At 39.9% G+C, this 16,692-nt stretch carries 14 protein-coding genes; 7 read left to right on the top strand and 7 right to left on the bottom strand.

The window, feature by feature from the left end; genetic code table 11:
- Nucleotides 1-171 precede the first annotated feature (171 nt).
- Both AOLE_RS11465 and AOLE_RS19895 read left to right on the top strand, forming a co-directional pair.
- A complete protein-coding gene (locus AOLE_RS11465) occupies nucleotides 172-2,046 on the top strand; it encodes an amidohydrolase (RefSeq protein WP_013198163.1) in 1,875 nt (624 codons plus the stop codon).
- A gap of 57 nt (nucleotides 2,047-2,103) precedes the next feature.
- Nucleotides 2,104-2,265, top strand: a complete 162-nt coding sequence (locus AOLE_RS19895) for a DUF1427 family protein (protein WP_000784879.1) — start codon at nucleotides 2,104-2,106, stop codon at nucleotides 2,263-2,265.
- 69 nt (nucleotides 2,266-2,334) lie between these two features.
- Here AOLE_RS19895 and arsC read toward each other — a convergent pair whose 3' ends face one another.
- Nucleotides 2,335-2,763: an arsenate reductase (glutaredoxin) gene (gene arsC / locus AOLE_RS11460; RefSeq protein ID WP_013198162.1), complete on the bottom strand. Its 429-nt coding sequence runs from the start codon at nucleotides 2,761-2,763 to the stop codon at nucleotides 2,335-2,337.
- 84 nt (nucleotides 2,764-2,847) lie between these two features.
- Between arsC and AOLE_RS11455 the strand changes: the two genes are divergently transcribed.
- Complete coding sequence (locus tag AOLE_RS11455) at nucleotides 2,848-3,177, top strand: ArsR/SmtB family transcription factor (protein ID WP_013198161.1); 330 nt, start codon at nucleotides 2,848-2,850, stop codon at nucleotides 3,175-3,177.
- 101 nt (nucleotides 3,178-3,278) lie between these two features.
- Nucleotides 3,279-4,313: an ACR3 family arsenite efflux transporter gene (arsB, locus tag AOLE_RS11450; protein ID WP_013198160.1), complete on the top strand. Its 1,035-nt coding sequence runs from the start codon at nucleotides 3,279-3,281 to the stop codon at nucleotides 4,311-4,313.
- Between the two features lie 82 nt (nucleotides 4,314-4,395).
- On the opposite strand, the gene AOLE_RS11445 is transcribed toward arsB, so the two are convergent.
- A complete protein-coding gene (locus AOLE_RS11445; RefSeq protein WP_013198159.1) occupies nucleotides 4,396-5,298 on the bottom strand; it encodes a LysR family transcriptional regulator in 903 nt (300 codons plus the stop codon).
- A gap of 101 nt (nucleotides 5,299-5,399) precedes the next feature.
- Here AOLE_RS11445 and AOLE_RS11440 point away from each other — a divergent pair, with 101 nt between their 5' ends.
- The 3 genes from AOLE_RS11440 to ahpF all read left to right on the top strand — a co-directional run bounded on the left by AOLE_RS11440 (nucleotide 5,400) and on the right by ahpF (nucleotide 8,226).
- The gene (locus AOLE_RS11440) at nucleotides 5,400-5,960 is read left to right on the top strand and encodes a chromate transporter (RefSeq protein ID WP_013198158.1); all 561 of its coding nucleotides are present in this window, start codon (nucleotides 5,400-5,402) and stop codon (nucleotides 5,958-5,960) included.
- Nucleotides 5,960-6,481 carry a chromate transporter gene (locus AOLE_RS11435; RefSeq protein ID WP_009388239.1) on the top strand — a complete coding sequence of 174 codons (522 nt, stop codon included), beginning with the start codon at nucleotides 5,960-5,962 and terminating at the stop codon, nucleotides 6,479-6,481. The genes AOLE_RS11440 and AOLE_RS11435 overlap by 1 nt, the downstream gene beginning before the upstream one ends.
- 179 nt (nucleotides 6,482-6,660) lie before the next feature.
- A complete protein-coding gene (gene ahpF, locus AOLE_RS11430) occupies nucleotides 6,661-8,226 on the top strand; it encodes an alkyl hydroperoxide reductase subunit F (protein ID WP_013198157.1) in 1,566 nt (521 codons plus the stop codon).
- 54 nt (nucleotides 8,227-8,280) lie between these two features.
- Here ahpF and AOLE_RS11425 read toward each other — a convergent pair whose 3' ends face one another.
- The 5 genes from AOLE_RS11425 to dnaE form a co-directional block, all read right to left on the bottom strand.
- Nucleotides 8,281-10,287 carry an esterase/lipase family protein gene (locus AOLE_RS11425; RefSeq protein WP_035331446.1) on the bottom strand — a complete coding sequence of 669 codons (2,007 nt, stop codon included), beginning with the start codon at nucleotides 10,285-10,287 and terminating at the stop codon, nucleotides 8,281-8,283.
- A gap of 115 nt (nucleotides 10,288-10,402) precedes the next feature.
- Nucleotides 10,403-11,347, bottom strand: a complete 945-nt coding sequence (locus tag AOLE_RS11420) for an ABUW_2363 family tetratricopeptide repeat lipoprotein (RefSeq protein WP_005304468.1) — start codon at nucleotides 11,345-11,347, stop codon at nucleotides 10,403-10,405.
- Between the two features lie 105 nt (nucleotides 11,348-11,452).
- Nucleotides 11,453-12,268: a serine O-acetyltransferase gene (cysE, locus tag AOLE_RS11415; protein WP_013198155.1), complete on the bottom strand. Its 816-nt coding sequence runs from the start codon at nucleotides 12,266-12,268 to the stop codon at nucleotides 11,453-11,455.
- Nucleotides 12,261-13,100, bottom strand: a complete 840-nt coding sequence (locus tag AOLE_RS11410) for an RNA methyltransferase (protein ID WP_013198154.1) — start codon at nucleotides 13,098-13,100, stop codon at nucleotides 12,261-12,263. Before AOLE_RS11410 ends, cysE begins: the two co-directional genes overlap by 8 nt.
- Before the next feature lie 14 nt (nucleotides 13,101-13,114).
- Nucleotides 13,115-16,678: a DNA polymerase III subunit alpha gene (gene dnaE / locus AOLE_RS11405; RefSeq protein WP_013198153.1), complete on the bottom strand. Its 3,564-nt coding sequence runs from the start codon at nucleotides 16,676-16,678 to the stop codon at nucleotides 13,115-13,117.
- Nucleotides 16,679-16,692: the final 14 nt, after the last annotated feature.

The raw sequence follows: 16,692 nt of genomic DNA, 5'->3' as shown, positions 1-16,692 counted from the left end.
GATGGCAATGGTTTTGGTTACTTTTCCCGAAAGAAAAGTAACAGAATTAACTCCTCTTATTGGATGTAAAACGGTCAGACTCCGTCGTGTAAAATCAAAAAGAATAATGAAATATATATGTTGCTATACCTTTATTTTTTAGAACGATAATTCACAAGAATGGAGTTCAGAATGACCGAAATAAACCTCATACTCATAAACGGTAAAATCACAACACTAGATCCTCAGAACCCCGAAGTACAAGCAATTGCGATTGCAGACGGTAAAGTCGTACGCACAGGCACAAATGATGAGGTTATGAAGCTCGCAACATCTATAAGCAAAGTCGTAGACTTAAATGGTCGTCGCGTTATACCAGGTCTAAATGACAGTCATCTGCATATTATTCGTGGTGGCTTAAATTACAATATGGAACTGCGCTGGGAAGGTGTGCCATCCGTTGCTGATGCATTACGCTTACTTAAGGAGCAAGCAGACAATACGCCAGCTCCACAATGGGTTCGTGTCGTAGGCGGATGGACTGAGTTCCAGTTTGCCGAAAAGCGTTTACCGACTTTAGAAGAAATTAATAAAGCTGCGCCAGATACTCCTGTATTCGTTTTACATTTATATGCCAGTGCTTTGTTGAATCGAGCTGCGCTTGAGGTATTAGGCTTTAACAAAGACACGCCAGACCCACCGGGTGGCAAGATCGTACGAGATGAAAAGGGTGAGCCAACAGGTTTATTGCTGGCAACTCCATCCGCTATGATTTTGTATTCGACCTTAGGTAAAGCACCGAAATTGCCAGTTGAAGACCAAGTCAATTCAACTCGTCATTTCATGCGTGAGTTGAACCGATTAGGTATTACTTCAGCAATTGATGCAGGTGGCGGTGGTCAAAACTACCCTGAAGATTATGATGTCATTAAGCAATTGCATGATCAAAATCAGATGACAGTGCGAATTGCTTACAACTTATTTGCTCAGAAGGCAGGCCAAGAGCTTGATGATTATCGCCGTTGGACAGAAATGACATTTCCGGGTGATGGTGATGAGTTATTTAGAATGAATGGAGCAGGTGAGAACCTGACTTGGTCAGCGGGTGACTTCGAAGATTTCTATGAGCCACGTCCGGATTTACCAGAAAAAATGGAAGGCGAACTCGAAGCCATTGTAGAACACTTGGCTGAAAAGAAATGGCCATTCCGTATTCATGCAACCTATGATGAAAGTATTAATCGTTTGCTCAATGTCTTTGAGAAAGTAAATTCAAAACAGCCGTTTGCAACTCGATTTATTATTGACCATGCCGAAACTGTATCTGAGCGTAATATCGAACGTATTGGTGCGTTGGGTGGTGGTATTGCCATTCAACACCGTATGGCATATCAAGGTGAGATTTTCGTAAAACGCTATGGTGCCGAAGCTGCTCAGGCAACGCCACCAGTTAAGAAAATGTTAGAACTTGGTGTTCCTGTGGGGGCTGGGACAGATGCGACTCGTGTTGCCTCTTATAACCCTTGGGTGTGTTTGTATTGGCTAAGTACTGGTAAAACAGTCGGTGGTTTACCACTCTATGATGAAAAAAATCTGTTAGACCGTCAGACAGCACTTAAACTCTGGACTAAAGGTTCGGCTTGGTTCTCAGGTGAAAAAGATGTCAAAGGTTCACTCACAGCAGGGGAACTTGCTGACTTGGTCGTATTGTCCGATGACTACTTCAAAGTGGAAGCAGAAGATATCCAGTGGATTGAGTCTGTACTCACTGTTTTAGGCGGAAAAGTGGTATATGCAGGTGCAGAGTTTAAGCAAGACGATCCACCGTTACCGCCAGCATCTCCAACATGGTCGCCAGTAAAACGCTTTGGTGGTCAGTGGCGTTTATCCGAAAATCGTAATGCACCTTCGAATCAATCATTACAGTCACAAAGTGCATTGTGTGAATGTGCTAGCAGTTGTGGCATGCATGGGCATAGCCACTCGTGGATGCTTGATGTTCCTGTAAATGATAAAGATAAAAAATCTTTCTGGGGTGCACTCGGGTGTTCTTGTTTTGCATTTTAAATAAAACAGTTTGGGAACCTGCTTCGTTAAATGGCTTGCTTCCTTAAGGTATGTACGATGAAAATGTACTTGTTATCTTTGGCTGTAGGGTTGCTCGTTGGTGTCTTATATTACGTTTTAAATGTTAAGTCACCAGCTCCACCTCTTGTTGCATTAGTCGGTTTATTAGGCATGGTAATAGGAGAGCAACTCCTTCCTTTTATCAAATCCTATTTTTAATCCGTTTCATTCAAAAAAAGCTAAATGGTTCCATGCCATTTAGCTTTTTATACTAATAAGTATCTTCAATTACTTTATACGACTGCCTTGTTCATCAATAATCACTTCACCATCTTCTTTTGCAAAATAGCCTAAGTTTTTTGAATCTAAAATGTCGAGCACCACTTCAGAAGGGCGGCAAAGTCGTGTGCCTTTTGGTGTAACCACAAATGGGCGATTAATTAAAATTGGGTACTGAACCATAAAATCAATTAACTGCTCATCGGTCCAATCGGCTTGTTCCAACTCTAAATCTTTATATGGATCAACATTTTTACGAATGGCTTCTCGTACAGTTAAGTTTGAATCCTTAATGAGTTCTATTAGCTCATCTTTACTTGGTGGTGTTTTTAAATATTCAATAACAATAGGTTCAAGCCCGGCATGACGAATGAGTGCCAAAGTATTGCGTGACGTGCCACATGCCGGGTTATGGTAGATCTTCACTAATTCAGTCATGGTAAATTTATTGTCAAATTAAGATATTGCATTTATATATGGATATCCGTATATTTGCAATAACGAATATATTCTGTTGAAGATATGATCAGCCAAGTCGATTTCTTTAAATGTCTATCTGACCAAACTCGGTTAAATATTCTTAAATTAGTTCTAAACAAACAAAATATTTGTGTTTGTGAGCTAACCGAACAGCTTGAGTTGAGCCAGCCGAAAATCTCTAGGCACTTAGCCTTATTAAGAGCTCATGGCGTATTGTTGGATGAAAGAAAAGGACAGTGGGTCTATTACAGCTTAAATCCTGATTTACCTGTCTGGGCTTTAGATATTTTAAAGGTGATAGAAAATGAAGAGAGTAAGACAAGAATAAAACAACAAGATCAACCTTTCGCTACTACAACGTGCTGTGATTAATCTTCCTAGTTTTTTGTCTTAAAAATTTGTTTTTTTAGTATCAGTACTTAGTCAGTTGTATGCATTGAACAACATTAATCAATTCTTTCATCGAGTAGAGCATGACCAAACAAGGGCTTTCCTTTTTAGATCGAAACCTGACGCTGTGGATTTTTATTGCGATGGCTTTAGGCTTAGCGATTGGAGTTTTCTTTCCTCAAGCATCTGTGTCTTTAAATGAATTAAGTGTAGATAACGTTAATATTCCAATTGCGATTGGTTTAATTTTGATGATGTATCCACCTTTAGCAAAGGTTGATTACGCTGCGTTACCAGAAGTATTTAAAGATAAGAAAACCTTAACTTTATCGTTGGTACAGAACTGGATTATTGCTCCAGTATTAATGTTTATCCTTGCGATTATTTTCTTACATAGCTATCCAGAGTATATGACTGGCCTCATTTTAATTGGCTTGGCACGTTGTATTGCAATGGTATTGGTCTGGAATGGTTTGGCTTGTGGCGATAACCAATATGTTGCAGCGTTGGTTGCTTTTAACAGTATTTTCCAAATTTTGTTCTTTAGTACTTATGCATGGCTTTTCTTAACTTTCTTACCGCCTTATTTTGGTGTGGCAGGGCAAGTCATTGATGTGAATTTTTGGACCATCACACATGCGGTTTTGGTGTACTTAGGTATTCCATTCTTAATGGGGTTCTTGACGCGTTTGGTTTTAGTTAAATCAAAAGGGTTAGATTGGTATCAAACTAAATTTTTACCAAAAATCAGCCCGATTAGTTTAATTGCTTTACTTTTTACCATTGTGGCGATGTTTAGTCTAAAAGGTGGTGATGTGGTGAGCTTACCTTTAGATGTATTACGTATTGCGATTCCACTCACGATTTACTTTGTGGTGATGTTCTTTATTAGCTTCTTTATGAGTAAACGTATGGGGAATAATTACCCGCGTACAGCGGCAATTTCATTTACCGCGGCAGGTAATAACTTTGAGTTGGCTTTAGCTGTTGCGATTGCAACTTTTGGTTTGGCATCACCTGTAGCATTTACTACAGTAATAGGACCATTGGTTGAAGTACCTGTGCTGATTTCATTGGTTTCAGTTTCGCTTTGGTTAAAGAAAAAGTATTACGCTTAAGAGATATAACAAAATTTATTTGATCAAAGTTTTATTAAAGTGCCTTTAGACAGGCACTTTTTTATTGTCTCGTTATTCACATTCAAGTCATCGTTGGTAATAGTTTTTGCAGTAGTTCAATGAAGTTTGAAACTTTCGCTGAATTCTCATTTTCTCGTGTAATCAAGTAAATAGGCGCATTCATTTTTATAGAGTCATCAAACTCGCGATATACAATTTCATGTTCCCAAAAGTTATGCATTGAGGCTGGCACAATCGTTATACCAATTCCAGCCGCCACTAAATTTAATGTTGCGGTTGGACGAGGTGCTTCCTGAATAATGCGTGGACTAAAGCCTGCTTGATAGCAGCTATATAAAATATTGTCATATAAGCCTTGTCCTGAAGAACGACGGTATAAAACAAAATTTTCATCTGATAAGTCATTTGAGCTAATTTTTTCTTTTTGTGTAAGTGGGTGGCCCATAGGTAATGCCACTACCATTGGCTCATCTAATATATGAAGATGCTTTAGCCCAATATCACGGCTGATGGGTGCTCTTAAAAAAGCGATATCAAGTTTCTCTGAGATTAATCGATCTAATTGTTTTTGGCTGCCTGCTTCTTCAAGTTTGGTTAGTACCTTTGGATATATTTCTCGATATGACCGCAATACGAGTGAAATGAGCGGATGCAAACCTGCGGAACTTGTAAAACCAATATTGAGTTGTCCAGTTTTACCTTGGCTAACATCTTGGACTAATTTTGGAATATGTTTGGCATGTTCTAATAAAAGTTGTGCTTCTTTAAATAAGGCTAAACCCGCTTCAGTCGGTTCAATGCCACGAGGCTGGCGAATAAGTAACTGTGTACCGAGTTCTTCTTCAAGCTTTTTGAGTAAACGCGTCAAAGGCGGCTGTTGAATAAATAATCGGTTTGCTGCATGCGTGATATTTTTTTCTTCTACCACCACCACAAAGGCATGAAGCTTATGTAAATCTAGCATAGGAATACCTTTAGGGTATGGTTAGTGAAAATAAAAGCATTTGTAGATATATCATAAAAGTAGCATTCTATCTTGGTCAGATAAAGTGAAAAGTAACGAAAATGAACCATGTTGAGATTGCTGTGCAAAAGGAGACCGTACCGACTTGCACAGAACTGTTTTTAGGTTTTTTAACATTAGGTTTAATCGGATTTGGTGGCGTATTGCCTTTAGCTCGTAAAGTCGTTGTAGAGCAGAGGCAGTGGCTAAGTCCTGAAAAATTCACTGAGTTACTGGGTCTGTGTCAATTTTTACCGGGCGGCAATATCATTAATTTATCTGTTGCGATTGGCATGGAGTTTCGCGGTGTCCGTGGCGCGGTGAGTTCACTGATTGGGTTGATCCTTGCGCCTACGATAATTGTTGTACTTTTACATTATGTCTATGAGCAGTTCCAAGACAACCTTATGGTTAAGCATCTTTTTGAAGGGTTAGGAGCAGCAGCAGCTGGGCTTCTGGTTGCAACTGGTTTGAAAATGTTGAAACCATTGTTACGTAACCCAATAGCGATGTGTGTTGTTGTGGCAGCAATTGTTAGCATTGCTTTTCTAAAAATCTCCTTGCTTTTGACCATGCTGATTTTGTTGGCACTTTATTCAACTATTATTTGGAGACGTGTGTAATGGGTGCAGTTCTACTTACTTTAGCCATCATTTTTACTCAATTGTCTCTTATTGCATTTGGTGGCGGCAATACAATTTTGCCTGAAATGCAACGCCAAGTCGTTGATATTCATCATTGGATGACGGCACAAGAATTTAGTGCATTATTTGCCATGGCTCAAGCAGCTCCCGGTCCAAATATGATGATTGTACCGTTGGTAGGATGGCATGTAGCAGGGTTGTCAGGTCTACTGGTAACGTCTACTGCTAAATTTTTACCTTCATCAATTATTACTGTGTTTGTAATGAGAGGTTGGTCAAAATTTAAAGATAAGAAATGGCGCCGTGTTTTACAGCTTGCTTTACAACCTGTCACTGTGGGAACTGTGCTTGCCAGTGCATGGATTATTTCTGAGGCAGCGGCAATAAATACTTTACTTGTCATTATGGTAGTCATTGCAACTTTATTGTCTTTAATTAAAAAGGTTCATCCCTTGCATGTCTTAATTGCTGGAGCGGTATTTGGCGTGGTCTTACTCTAGTTTAACCAGTTTGCCGACCTGCGCTGGATGAGTTCAGGTTGGCTTTTTTTGATGAAGTAAATAACAATTAAATCTAAAAAACCGATTAAATCTATAAAAACATACTGTTTCACCTATTTTGTGTTTTAACGTACTATGCATCTATTGAAAGAATTTGGATGCATTGGAGTAAAAAACAGATGTTAGATCAAAACATTAAAACTCAATTAAAAGCTTATTTAGAACGTTTAGAAAGTCCAATCGAATTAGTTGCTGCTTTAGATGAATCAGATAAAGCAGCTCAAATTAAAGAACTAGTGACAGAAATCGCTGAGCTTTCTGACAAAGTGACTGCCCGTTTTGATGGTAACAATACACGTCGTCCAAGCTTTGGTGTCGCTAAAGCAGGTGAACAACCTCGTGTGTTCTTTGCTGGCTTACCGATGGGCCATGAGTTTACGTCTTTGATCTTGGCACTGTTACAGGTGTCTGGTTATGCACCGAAGGTTTCTGATGAAGTGCTGAACCAGATTAAAGGTTTAAACCTCCAAGCTAACTTTGATGTGTTTGTATCGTTAAGCTGTCATAACTGTCCGGATGTGGTACAGGCGCTGAACCTGATTGCCATTTATAACCCGAACACCACAGCAACCATGATTGATGGTTCATTCTTCCAAGACGAAGTGGAAGAACGCAAAATCATGGCTGTACCGATGGTGTTCCAAGATAATGAGCACATTGGTCAAGGTCGTATGACCCTTGAAGAGATTGTGGCAAAACTTGATACCAACTCAGCTGAAAAAGATGCAGCAGCACTCAATGCCAAAGATGCGTTTGATGTATTGGTAATTGGTGGTGGACCTGCGGGCGCAACAGCAGCCATCTATGCGGCACGTAAAGGTATTAACACCGGTATCGTGGCTGAACGCTTCGGTGGTCAGGTGATGGATACCATGGACATTGAAAACTTCACCTCTGTGCAAAAGACTCAAGGTCCTAAGTTTGCTGCCGAAATGGAAGCACATGTTCGTGAATACGATGTTGATATCATGAACCTGCAACGTGTCAGCAAAATCACAGGTGCAAACCAAACGATCAATGGTCTGGTTGAAGTTGAACTTGAAAACGGTGCGAAACTTGAATCGAAAACTGTGATCCTTTCAACAGGTGCACGTTGGAGAGAAATGAATGTACCGGGTGAGCAAGAATACCGTACCCGTGGTGTCGCGTACTGCCCGCACTGTGATGGTCCATTGTTCAAAGGCAAACGTGTTGCGGTGATTGGTGGTGGTAACTCAGGTGTTGAAGCTGCAATTGACCTTGCAGGGATTGTTGAGCATGTGACTTTGGTTGAGTTCGATACAAAACTTCGTGCTGACCAAGTGTTGCAAAACAAACTACATAGCTTGCCAAACACAACTGTGATTATGAATGCGTTAAGCACAGAAGTGTTAGGCGACGGTTCACAAGTGACTGGTCTTAAATATAAAGACCGTGCCACTGATGAAGAGCATGTGGTAGAGCTTGCAGGGATCTTTGTACAGATTGGTTTACTGCCAAATACTGACTTCTTAAAAGACAGTGAAGTTGAGTTAACCAACCGTGGTGAGATCATTGTGAATGACCGCAATGAAACCAATGTCAAAGGTGTATTTGCTGCGGGTGACTGTACGACTGTGCCTTACAAGCAAATCATTATTGCCACAGGTGAAGGCGCCAAAGCATCACTCTCTGCGTTTGATTACATCATCCGTTCTGGGCAATAAAACTTAATTTCAAAACAAAAGAGCCAAAGGATAACCTTTGGCTCTTTTTTATTTTTATGGTTTATATAAACCGTGTTCAACTAAATGCTCTCGTAAAATACGACGTAGCTCTAGTACCGCTTGAGGTGTTAACTGAATAGAGTGTCCACCTGGAAGAACTTTCTCAGATTTTGCACCTTCTAAGTGGGCGCTCTTATAGGGAACGATACCATCGGTAATCACATTTGGGTCATCACTCTTGGTAATGTTACCCATAATAGAGTGGAAGACTAACCCTTGGTGCGGATTAATATTTTCTGTAAGTTCCATAAATTTAGATTGATGACTCAAGTCACTTGGACCATTTTGAATCAAACCATTATCAATATTACTCAAGAAATCTTTAACATCTAAATTTTCAGTGGTGAGTGAAGTGGCTACAGCCGACAAAAATGCACCCGGTAAACGAATAATTTTACGTGCAGCTAACGTAAACCAACGATCTGCATAATCTGTACCTCGATGAGGAGAAGCTAAGAAAATTGCACGATCAAAATTATTGATTGAATGCATTTGCAATCGCTCAGTAACCATTGGATGTTTCTTAAAACGGTTTTGCTGACGAATGGTCATCAAATCTAAAGCGGGCTTGGTAATATCCCCATCACTGACCAGTAACCGGCTAATAATACCTCCCATACTATGGCCGACAAGAACAGCATCATGTGCAGCAGGGTCACTAGGGTTCAACGAACCAAAAGCTTGCTTAAGAAGGGCATAAGTTTGGAAACGGCTTTCCAAAATCGGCATATTGGTTGAATAAAAAACTTGCCAAACTTGATAGTTATCTCTTAAAACCGTGTCACCCATAACATCATTGGTCAAAGCAATCCACGCCTCAGGACTACTTGCTAGACCATGAATCAACACAATAATCTTCTTATTGGGGTTGTATGGCTCAAGCATGTAGAGATGTGGCATGGTCAAGTGCTGATCACGATCAATTAGGCTTAAATAAGCTGCCACTCCTAAGTTATTTTCTGCCAGCCATAGACCATAAGGTGCAGAGAAGTTGGCTGCTAGAGGATATTGCTTACCAGCGACATTAATATTATCGGTGCGATAAGGGTCGTAAACGCGAATCACGAATTCAGAATTATTAATAATTTCTTCAACAGTGGTCGCATGTTTTGGTTCAGCGACAATAGTTGCAGCCAAATAACGTGCATGATGAATATTGGGGTTAACGCCATTTTTATAATTGTATTTAAGCGGGTCTAAAATATATTCATTAATATCTTCTTTTCCTGAGCTAGGAAAAACTGCTACAAATTCAGAGCCAAAACCATCGCGGCGGTTAATGGTTCTTAATCCTGAAAAATTTAAATTATAACTAGAAATTAACTTTTCTAATTTTTGTCCAGCAAGTTGTTGGTGAAATTCAAAATCAATCGAATAGACACTTTTACCAATATGTATTTGAGGTTCTACGACATCTTTTTTTGGATAGCGTAAATCATAAACGCTCACCATTTTTGCTATAGCCTGATTGTAAAAGTCCCGAATCTGAACTTGTCTATTATCAAAAATACGGTCGGTAGGCTTACGTTTTGTTGAAAATAGATAGGCGTAGCTATAACGAATACTTTTATCGAGTAAATTTAATTGTTGGTCTAAGCAATCATCATATTTATTCTGAATATTGGTTTGTTCTTCTTCGGACTTGTGTTTAGTAAACCTACTAATTTTACAATCCGAGGAATCTGACAAAGCCATTGCTTTTGCCAGATACATTTCACTTGCAGCTGATAAAAACTGTTCATCTAAAATTTGAGGAAGTTTTTTGAGTTGATTTACACAGTTATCAGGGGTTTCAGTGCAGACTTTAGCTTCCTGACCAGACATTGATAAAACATTCAGACTTGCTTCGCTGAGTTTATCTTGCGTAAGAATACTATTACGTTCATTTGCAATAGTCACATTCAAAGCTTGCTGTTTAACATTAACGACCTGACAACCACTCAGAATTGAACCGAGTAGCATGACCGTCAATACTGTTTTGCTTCTTTTTATTGAAAACATTATGGTCAAAATTTAGTGGCTCAATGGTAGGTAGATCATACAAATTTTAAAATATTTTTCAAATGATCAAATAAAAAAAGGGCTGTCAAAACAGCCCTTTTTTATCTATTTAAGCTTATTTTTTAGGTGTTGCACTTGGTGTTGTAGTTGCAGACATTGCTGGGTTAGTCAAAACTTGCCATACATTCCAACGACCTTGTTTTTCAATTTCCTGAATTAAACGATCAGCAATTTCCGATTCATCTGGATATTTCACTTTATAATTTTTAAGTGTCTGAATCGCGTTTTTCTTTTGCTCCATTGCAATATAGTTGTTTGCAGCAGCTAGATATGCTTCTTGAACATTACCTTTAATGGCTTTATCTAAGTAAGGAATAGCTTCACGTTGACCACCACCTTCAGATAAACCGAAACCAAACCAGAAGTTTGTTTCTGCATCATCTGGGCTAATTTTTAAAAGTCGTTGAGCATATTCTAAAGATCGAGTGGTATGAACAGTACCTAAATCAAGGTTACGTGCAAGAACGCTTGCTTTGAAAGCGCGAAGCAAAATATCAAATGATGCATTTGGGTTTGCAGCAAGTGTATCAAGTTGTTGTGTTACTTCTTTAAGTTTACTTTCGAAGCCTTTACGCTCTTGACGATCAGTAAAACGAGGTGGGTAGTGACGAGCTTTGCCTTCTACTAACTGTAAAAAGTCATCAATACTTGTAACATCAATTTCATTTTCACCAGCTAAAACTGCGTATTTCATTGAACGCTGTGAATTATTTACAGTCGGAACAATCAGTTTATTGACGTCGAGAGTAAGCTGTTTAGTCGGGTCATCTTGACGATTAACGACCATTTTGGTTACTGGCTGTGCAGCAGCGTCTTTTAAGGCAACTTCAAATGCTGGCGGTTGATCGTAGTTAAAAGGATTTAACGCATAAAAAGGAGGAGTAAGCTCTGGTTCCTTGAAAACAAAAGGCTCAATTTTTTGTTGTTTTACAGGTGCCATTGTACAAGCTGTTAAACTTGAAGTCGCAAGGATGATATATGCCAAAGGCTTAAAATTCATAGGATCTTCCGTTCATTTTAGTAAAGTCAGATTTGGTAGTGACAAGTCTAGAAAAAGCTAAACCGACATGCAAGGGTAAGCGTGTTACATTATGAATCAAGAATATTACGTTTTTGATATCTTGTTTTGTGCACCACATTCACGACGCACTTCTTCAAGAATTTTTAGCTCTTCATCACTAAAAGGTTGTTCATCTTGACTTTCTTTTTCGAAGCTAGGATCTAGCTCTGATAAACGCTGACATAAATTATTCATACGCGTTTCATTGTGCTGAATACGATCTAGTAAAACACGCATGCCTTCTAAAATAGGGTCTGACTGATCAGCAGTTGTCGCATATGGGGCAAAACCAATACTTTGCGCATAATCGCGGCGACGCTCTTCATCTTTATCTTTAGTTTTGTCGGTATCTTTATAGATATATCGTGCAGGGTTTCCTACAGCAGTTACTCCGGCAGGAACAGCTTTAGTCACTACAGCATTTGAACCGACTTTGGCACCTTTACCTACAGTAAATGGACCCAAAATTTTCGCACCGGCACCAACAACAACACCGTCTTCTAAAGTTGGATGGCGTTTACCAGTTTTCCATGTGGTACCACCTAAGGTAACCCCATGATAAAGCGTAACATCATCACCAATTTCAGCAGTTTCACCAATCACAACACCCATGCCATGATCAATAAAAAAACGCTTACCGATTTTAGCGCCAGGATGAATTTCAATTCCAGTTGCAAAACGGCTAAATGAAGAAAGTAGGCGAGCTGCACCTTTACAATCTTTTTGCCATAATTCATGCGCAACACGATGCATCATAATTGCATGAATACCTGGGTAAGTCGTAAGAACTTCTAGTGTATTGCGGGCAGCAGGATCTCGCGCAAATACAGCTTTTATATCTTCTTTAAGCTGCTTAAGCATTGGGTTGATCCTCCTTGTCAGATAATGCTTTTTTCCATTTACCACTTGTTAAAGCTTGTACGCGACTAAAAATACCGCGAAGTAAATGATATTCCATACGATCTAATTGTATACGACCAAATAAACGACGCAAGCGTAAAGGTAATAAGCGTGGATTTTCTGGATCTAAAAATTCGATTTCGGTCAGCATTTTTTCTAGATGAGGATAAAACTCTTCCATTTGTTGCTGAGTCACCAAAGGTTCATCCCATTGCATGCTTTGGCCTTGAACTAATGGCATTTCATCTACATTCTGATCGACTTGCTCTTGCTCAAGAGCAGACATGCGAAGTTCGTAACATACAACTTGAATCGCTTGTGCAACATTCAACACGCCATAGTCCGGATTGACAGGAATAGTTAAATGATAATTTGCCAGTGCTAATTCTTCATTTGTTAAGCCACGGTCTTCACGGCCAAAAACAATAGCAATTTGTTGTCCTTGAGTGGTGGCCTTAATAGCTTCTTTAGCCGCAGGTCTCACATCAAGTAAAGGCCAAGGAATGGTGCGGCTACGTGCACTTGTTCCAAATACTAAATGACAGTCTTTAATCGCATCTTCTAAGGTATCTACAATCTCAAGATGTTCAAATAAATCTTGGGCACCTGCGGCAAGTGCTTGTATATCTGGATGAGGGTATGTTTTTGGTGCTACGAGAACTAATTTAATTAGTCCCATTGTTTTCATGGCACGTAAAGCACTACCAATATTGGCAGGCAAAGTTGTATTTACCATGACAATACGCACTTGTGCTAATTGCTTTGACACGGTGGTGTGGTCAAACGAACTCATAAGATTTCCAGAAATTACGAATATTGAGAAACTTCGCTTTGGTATAAATCCAATGCATCGTCCATAGACATACCCGCAGGAGGAGGGGCAACAGCATGTGGACGAACAGGGTCTGCTGCTTTAGCTGCTTTCGACTTTACTTGATATTCAATATAAATATTATCTTTACCAAAATAATCTCTGAGTTTAGCAAGTAATTCATCTAGAGGAGCGACTTTCCATTGCGGACCAAACTGAAGTTCGGCTTGAGCATAGGATTGATCAATCTGTAACTGTAGAGAGATATGTTGATGCATATCTACATTGCAAAATGGCAAGATCATGTTTTGCAGATCTTTTGCCAGTGTTGGCTGCATGAACTCTTCTGTCAATTTGATTTGAATACTGTTAGCACGTTTTTGTCTTATTTCATTTAACGTGAAAGCCTTGGTTAAACGTCCCATTGGACGATCAAAGCCTTCTCGCTCATAGATTTCGCCTTCGAAAACGACAACACGTTCAACTTGCACAATATCTTTAAAACGTTGGAAACGCTCATGGTTACAGCTGACTTCAATACGTGCCGTACCATCATCTAGTACAATAACCACACGGTTCGGGAAGTTTGCGACATCAATGACCAAACCTGCATAAACCGTTGTAACACCACGACGCGTCGCAGTAATTTCGTTTAGTTTTACAGGAATAAAAGCTTTGAGTTCTTGTCGGTAAACATCAATTGGATGACCGGTTAAATATAAACCAAGCGTATCTTTTTCGCCTTTGAGACGAACTTCGTCACTCCATGGTTTTACTGGTTTAGCTGGCTTACGCTGAACTTCTTCAACCTCACCAAATAAATCCATAATTCCGCTTTCACGGTTACTTCGAGCTTGTTCAGCGGCTTGAACAGCTTCAGGCAATTGAGCCATTAAGCTTGCACGTTCAATTCCTAAGCAATCGAGTGCACCCGCGCGAATTAAAGCTTCAAGAGTACGCTTATTGATTTTCTTCAAATCAATACGATGGCAAAAATCGAATAGATCTGTATAAGGACCAAATTGTCGACGAGAGTCAATAACTGACTGCATTGCTTGTTCGCCGACGCCCTTAATTGCACCTAAACCATAAACAATCGTTTTATCGTTACTTGCATGGAAGTGATAAGTCGACATGTTGACTGATGGTGGTAAGACTTCAAGATTATTGTTTCGACAGTCATCAATCAAAAATACAACACTGTCCGTGTTTTGCATTTCGGATGTCATTACCGCTGCCATAAACTCAGCAGGGTAATGAGCTTTTAACCATGCAGTATGGTAGGCAACTAGGGCATAAGCAGCCGCGTGAGATTTGTTAAAACCATAGCCTGCAAACTTTTCCATATAGTCAAAGATATGGTTTGCTGTGCTTTCGTCAATCCCTTTTTCAGCAGCACCTTCTAAGAAGATTTGGCGCTGTTTGACCATTTCCTCAGGTTTCTTTTTACCCATTGCACGGCGTAGTAAGTCTGCGCCACCTAAGGTATAACCTGCACAAATCTGTGCAGTCTGCATTACCTGTTCCTGATAAACCATAATTCCGTAAGTTGGTTCTAATACACCTTCTAAAAGAGGATGGAGATATTCAAAATCTCCACCATGCATACGGTGAATAAAGTCAGGAATCAGGTCCATTGGACCCGGACGATACAAGGATACGAATGCAATAATTTCTTCAAATTTGCTTGGACGTGCTTCTTTAAGCATCCGTTTCATGCCGACGGATTCAAACTGGAATACCGCTGTTGTATTTGCATCGGCAAAGACAGAATAAGCTTTAGCGTCGTCTAGAGGAACATGCAGGATATTGAGTTGATCATTACTGTCGCGGTTTTTATTAATATTTTGAATCGCGTCTTCAATAACGGTTAAGTTACGTAAACCCAAGAAGTCGAACTTGACCAGACCTGCTGCTTCTACATCGTCTTTATCATATTGAGCAACGCGGTTTGTTCCGTCTGCATCACAAAGTACAGCCGAGAAATCGGTAATTTTACCTGGTGCAATAACTACACCTCCGGCATGTTTACCCGTATTTCGGGTTACACCTTCTAATTTTAATGCCATTTCCCAGATTTCACTTGCATCGTCGTTATCTGGGTTAGAGGGGTTGGTCACAATATCTTTAAGCTGTGGTTCCATATCAATAGCGGTAGCTAAATCCACACCGAGTGGTTTGGTAGGCACCATTTTTGAAATACGGTCAGCTAAACCGTAAGATTTACCCAATACACGCGCAACGTCACGGATTGCACCTTTTGCTGCCATGGTTCCGAAAGTTGCAATTTGTGAAACGGCTTCACGACCATAAGTACGCGATACGTAATCAATAACGCGGTCACGTCCAGCAATACAGAAATCGACGTCAAAGTCAGGCATCGATACACGTTCTGGGTTCAAGAAACGTTCGAAGAGCAGATCGTAACGAAGTGGGTCAAGGTCTGTAATTTTTAAGCTGTATGCGACTAATGAACCTGCACCTGAACCACGACCCGGCCCAACTGGCACACCATTATTTTTTGCCCATTGAATGAAGTCCATGACGATGAGGAAGTAGCCGGGGAAACCCATCTTCAGGATAATACCGACTTCATAATCAATTCGTTCATCGTAAGGCTTACGAATCTCTGGCCAATCTTCACCACGTTTTTCAACAGGGTAAAGATAATTTAAGCGCTCTTCCAAGCCTACTTTAGATAAATGTTCAAAATAAGTATCGATGGTAAAACCATCTGGAATTGGATAGTCAGGTAAAAAGTAAGTTCCGAGTTGCAGTTTAACGTTACAGCGTTTAGCAATATGATAGGTGTTCTCGATAGCGCTAGGAATATCGGAAAACAATTCGATCATTTCATCTGAGGTTTTAAAGTGCTGCTCAGGACTATATATGCGTGGACGACGATTATCTGCGAGTACATAACCATCAGCGATACAAACACGTGCTTCGTGTGCTTCGAAATCTTCTTTTTCTACAAAGTGCACATCATTATGTGCAACTACACCAACATTATATTGTGCAGCAAGTTTAGCTGCTTCTTGAATAAAGTCTTCTTCACCAGGACGGTCGGTACGTGTTAAAGCAAGATAAACACGGTTACCAAACTTTTCGAGCCATGCTTCTAAAAGGGGAGCTGCTTTTTGTGGGTTAGATGAACAAAGCATCTGACCAACATCACTATGCTGGCCAAGTAAAACGATAATATCTTGATGCTGTTCAAGTACCCATTCTTTTTTTACACATGGAATACTGAGCTGTTGTCCTTCAATAAAACCGCGTGAAACGATTTCGGTGAGACTTTTCCATCCAACATCACTCATTGCAAGTAATGTTGCACGGTGTTGAGCATCATCAAGGCGAATCGTACTACCTAAAAGAGGCTTAATGCCTTTTTTTAAACAAGCATTATAAAATTTTACCGCCGCATGGAGGTTAGAGAGGTCAGTTAATGCCAACGCAGGCATTTGGTCTTTAACCGCAGCATTGACCAAGTCAGGTATGCGAACTATCGACTCTGTAATCGAAAATTCTGTATAAATACCTAGATGAACAAACTGCATAAACCAATCCTTAA

Source organism: Acinetobacter oleivorans DR1 (assembly GCF_000196795.1).
GTDB lineage: Bacteria > Pseudomonadota > Gammaproteobacteria > Pseudomonadales > Moraxellaceae > Acinetobacter > Acinetobacter oleivorans.
This window is presented reverse-complemented; position numbering and strand designations above follow the sequence as displayed.

Coding starts and splice junctions, on each gene's coding strand:
- dnaE (WP_013198153.1), bottom strand. CDS start 16,678: ATGCAGTTTGTTCATCTAGGTATTTATACAGAATTTTCGATTACAGAG.
- AOLE_RS11465 (WP_013198163.1), top strand. CDS start 172: ATGACCGAAATAAACCTCATACTCATAAACGGTAAAATCACAACACTA.
- AOLE_RS11455 (WP_013198161.1), top strand. CDS start 2,848: ATGATCAGCCAAGTCGATTTCTTTAAATGTCTATCTGACCAAACTCGG.
- AOLE_RS19895 (WP_000784879.1), top strand. CDS start 2,104: ATGAAAATGTACTTGTTATCTTTGGCTGTAGGGTTGCTCGTTGGTGTC.
- AOLE_RS11435 (WP_009388239.1), top strand. CDS start 5,960: ATGGGTGCAGTTCTACTTACTTTAGCCATCATTTTTACTCAATTGTCT.
- AOLE_RS11425 (WP_035331446.1), bottom strand. CDS start 10,287: ATGTTTTCAATAAAAAGAAGCAAAACAGTATTGACGGTCATGCTACTC.
- arsB (WP_013198160.1), top strand. CDS start 3,279: ATGACCAAACAAGGGCTTTCCTTTTTAGATCGAAACCTGACGCTGTGG.
- arsC (WP_013198162.1), bottom strand. CDS start 2,763: ATGACTGAATTAGTGAAGATCTACCATAACCCGGCATGTGGCACGTCA.
- AOLE_RS11445 (WP_013198159.1), bottom strand. CDS start 5,298: ATGCTAGATTTACATAAGCTTCATGCCTTTGTGGTGGTGGTAGAAGAA.
- AOLE_RS11410 (WP_013198154.1), bottom strand. CDS start 13,100: ATGAGTTCGTTTGACCACACCACCGTGTCAAAGCAATTAGCACAAGTG.
- AOLE_RS11420 (WP_005304468.1), bottom strand. CDS start 11,347: ATGAATTTTAAGCCTTTGGCATATATCATCCTTGCGACTTCAAGTTTA.
- AOLE_RS11440 (WP_013198158.1), top strand. CDS start 5,400: ATGAACCATGTTGAGATTGCTGTGCAAAAGGAGACCGTACCGACTTGC.
- cysE (WP_013198155.1), bottom strand. CDS start 12,268: ATGCTTAAGCAGCTTAAAGAAGATATAAAAGCTGTATTTGCGCGAGAT.
- ahpF (WP_013198157.1), top strand. CDS start 6,661: ATGTTAGATCAAAACATTAAAACTCAATTAAAAGCTTATTTAGAACGT.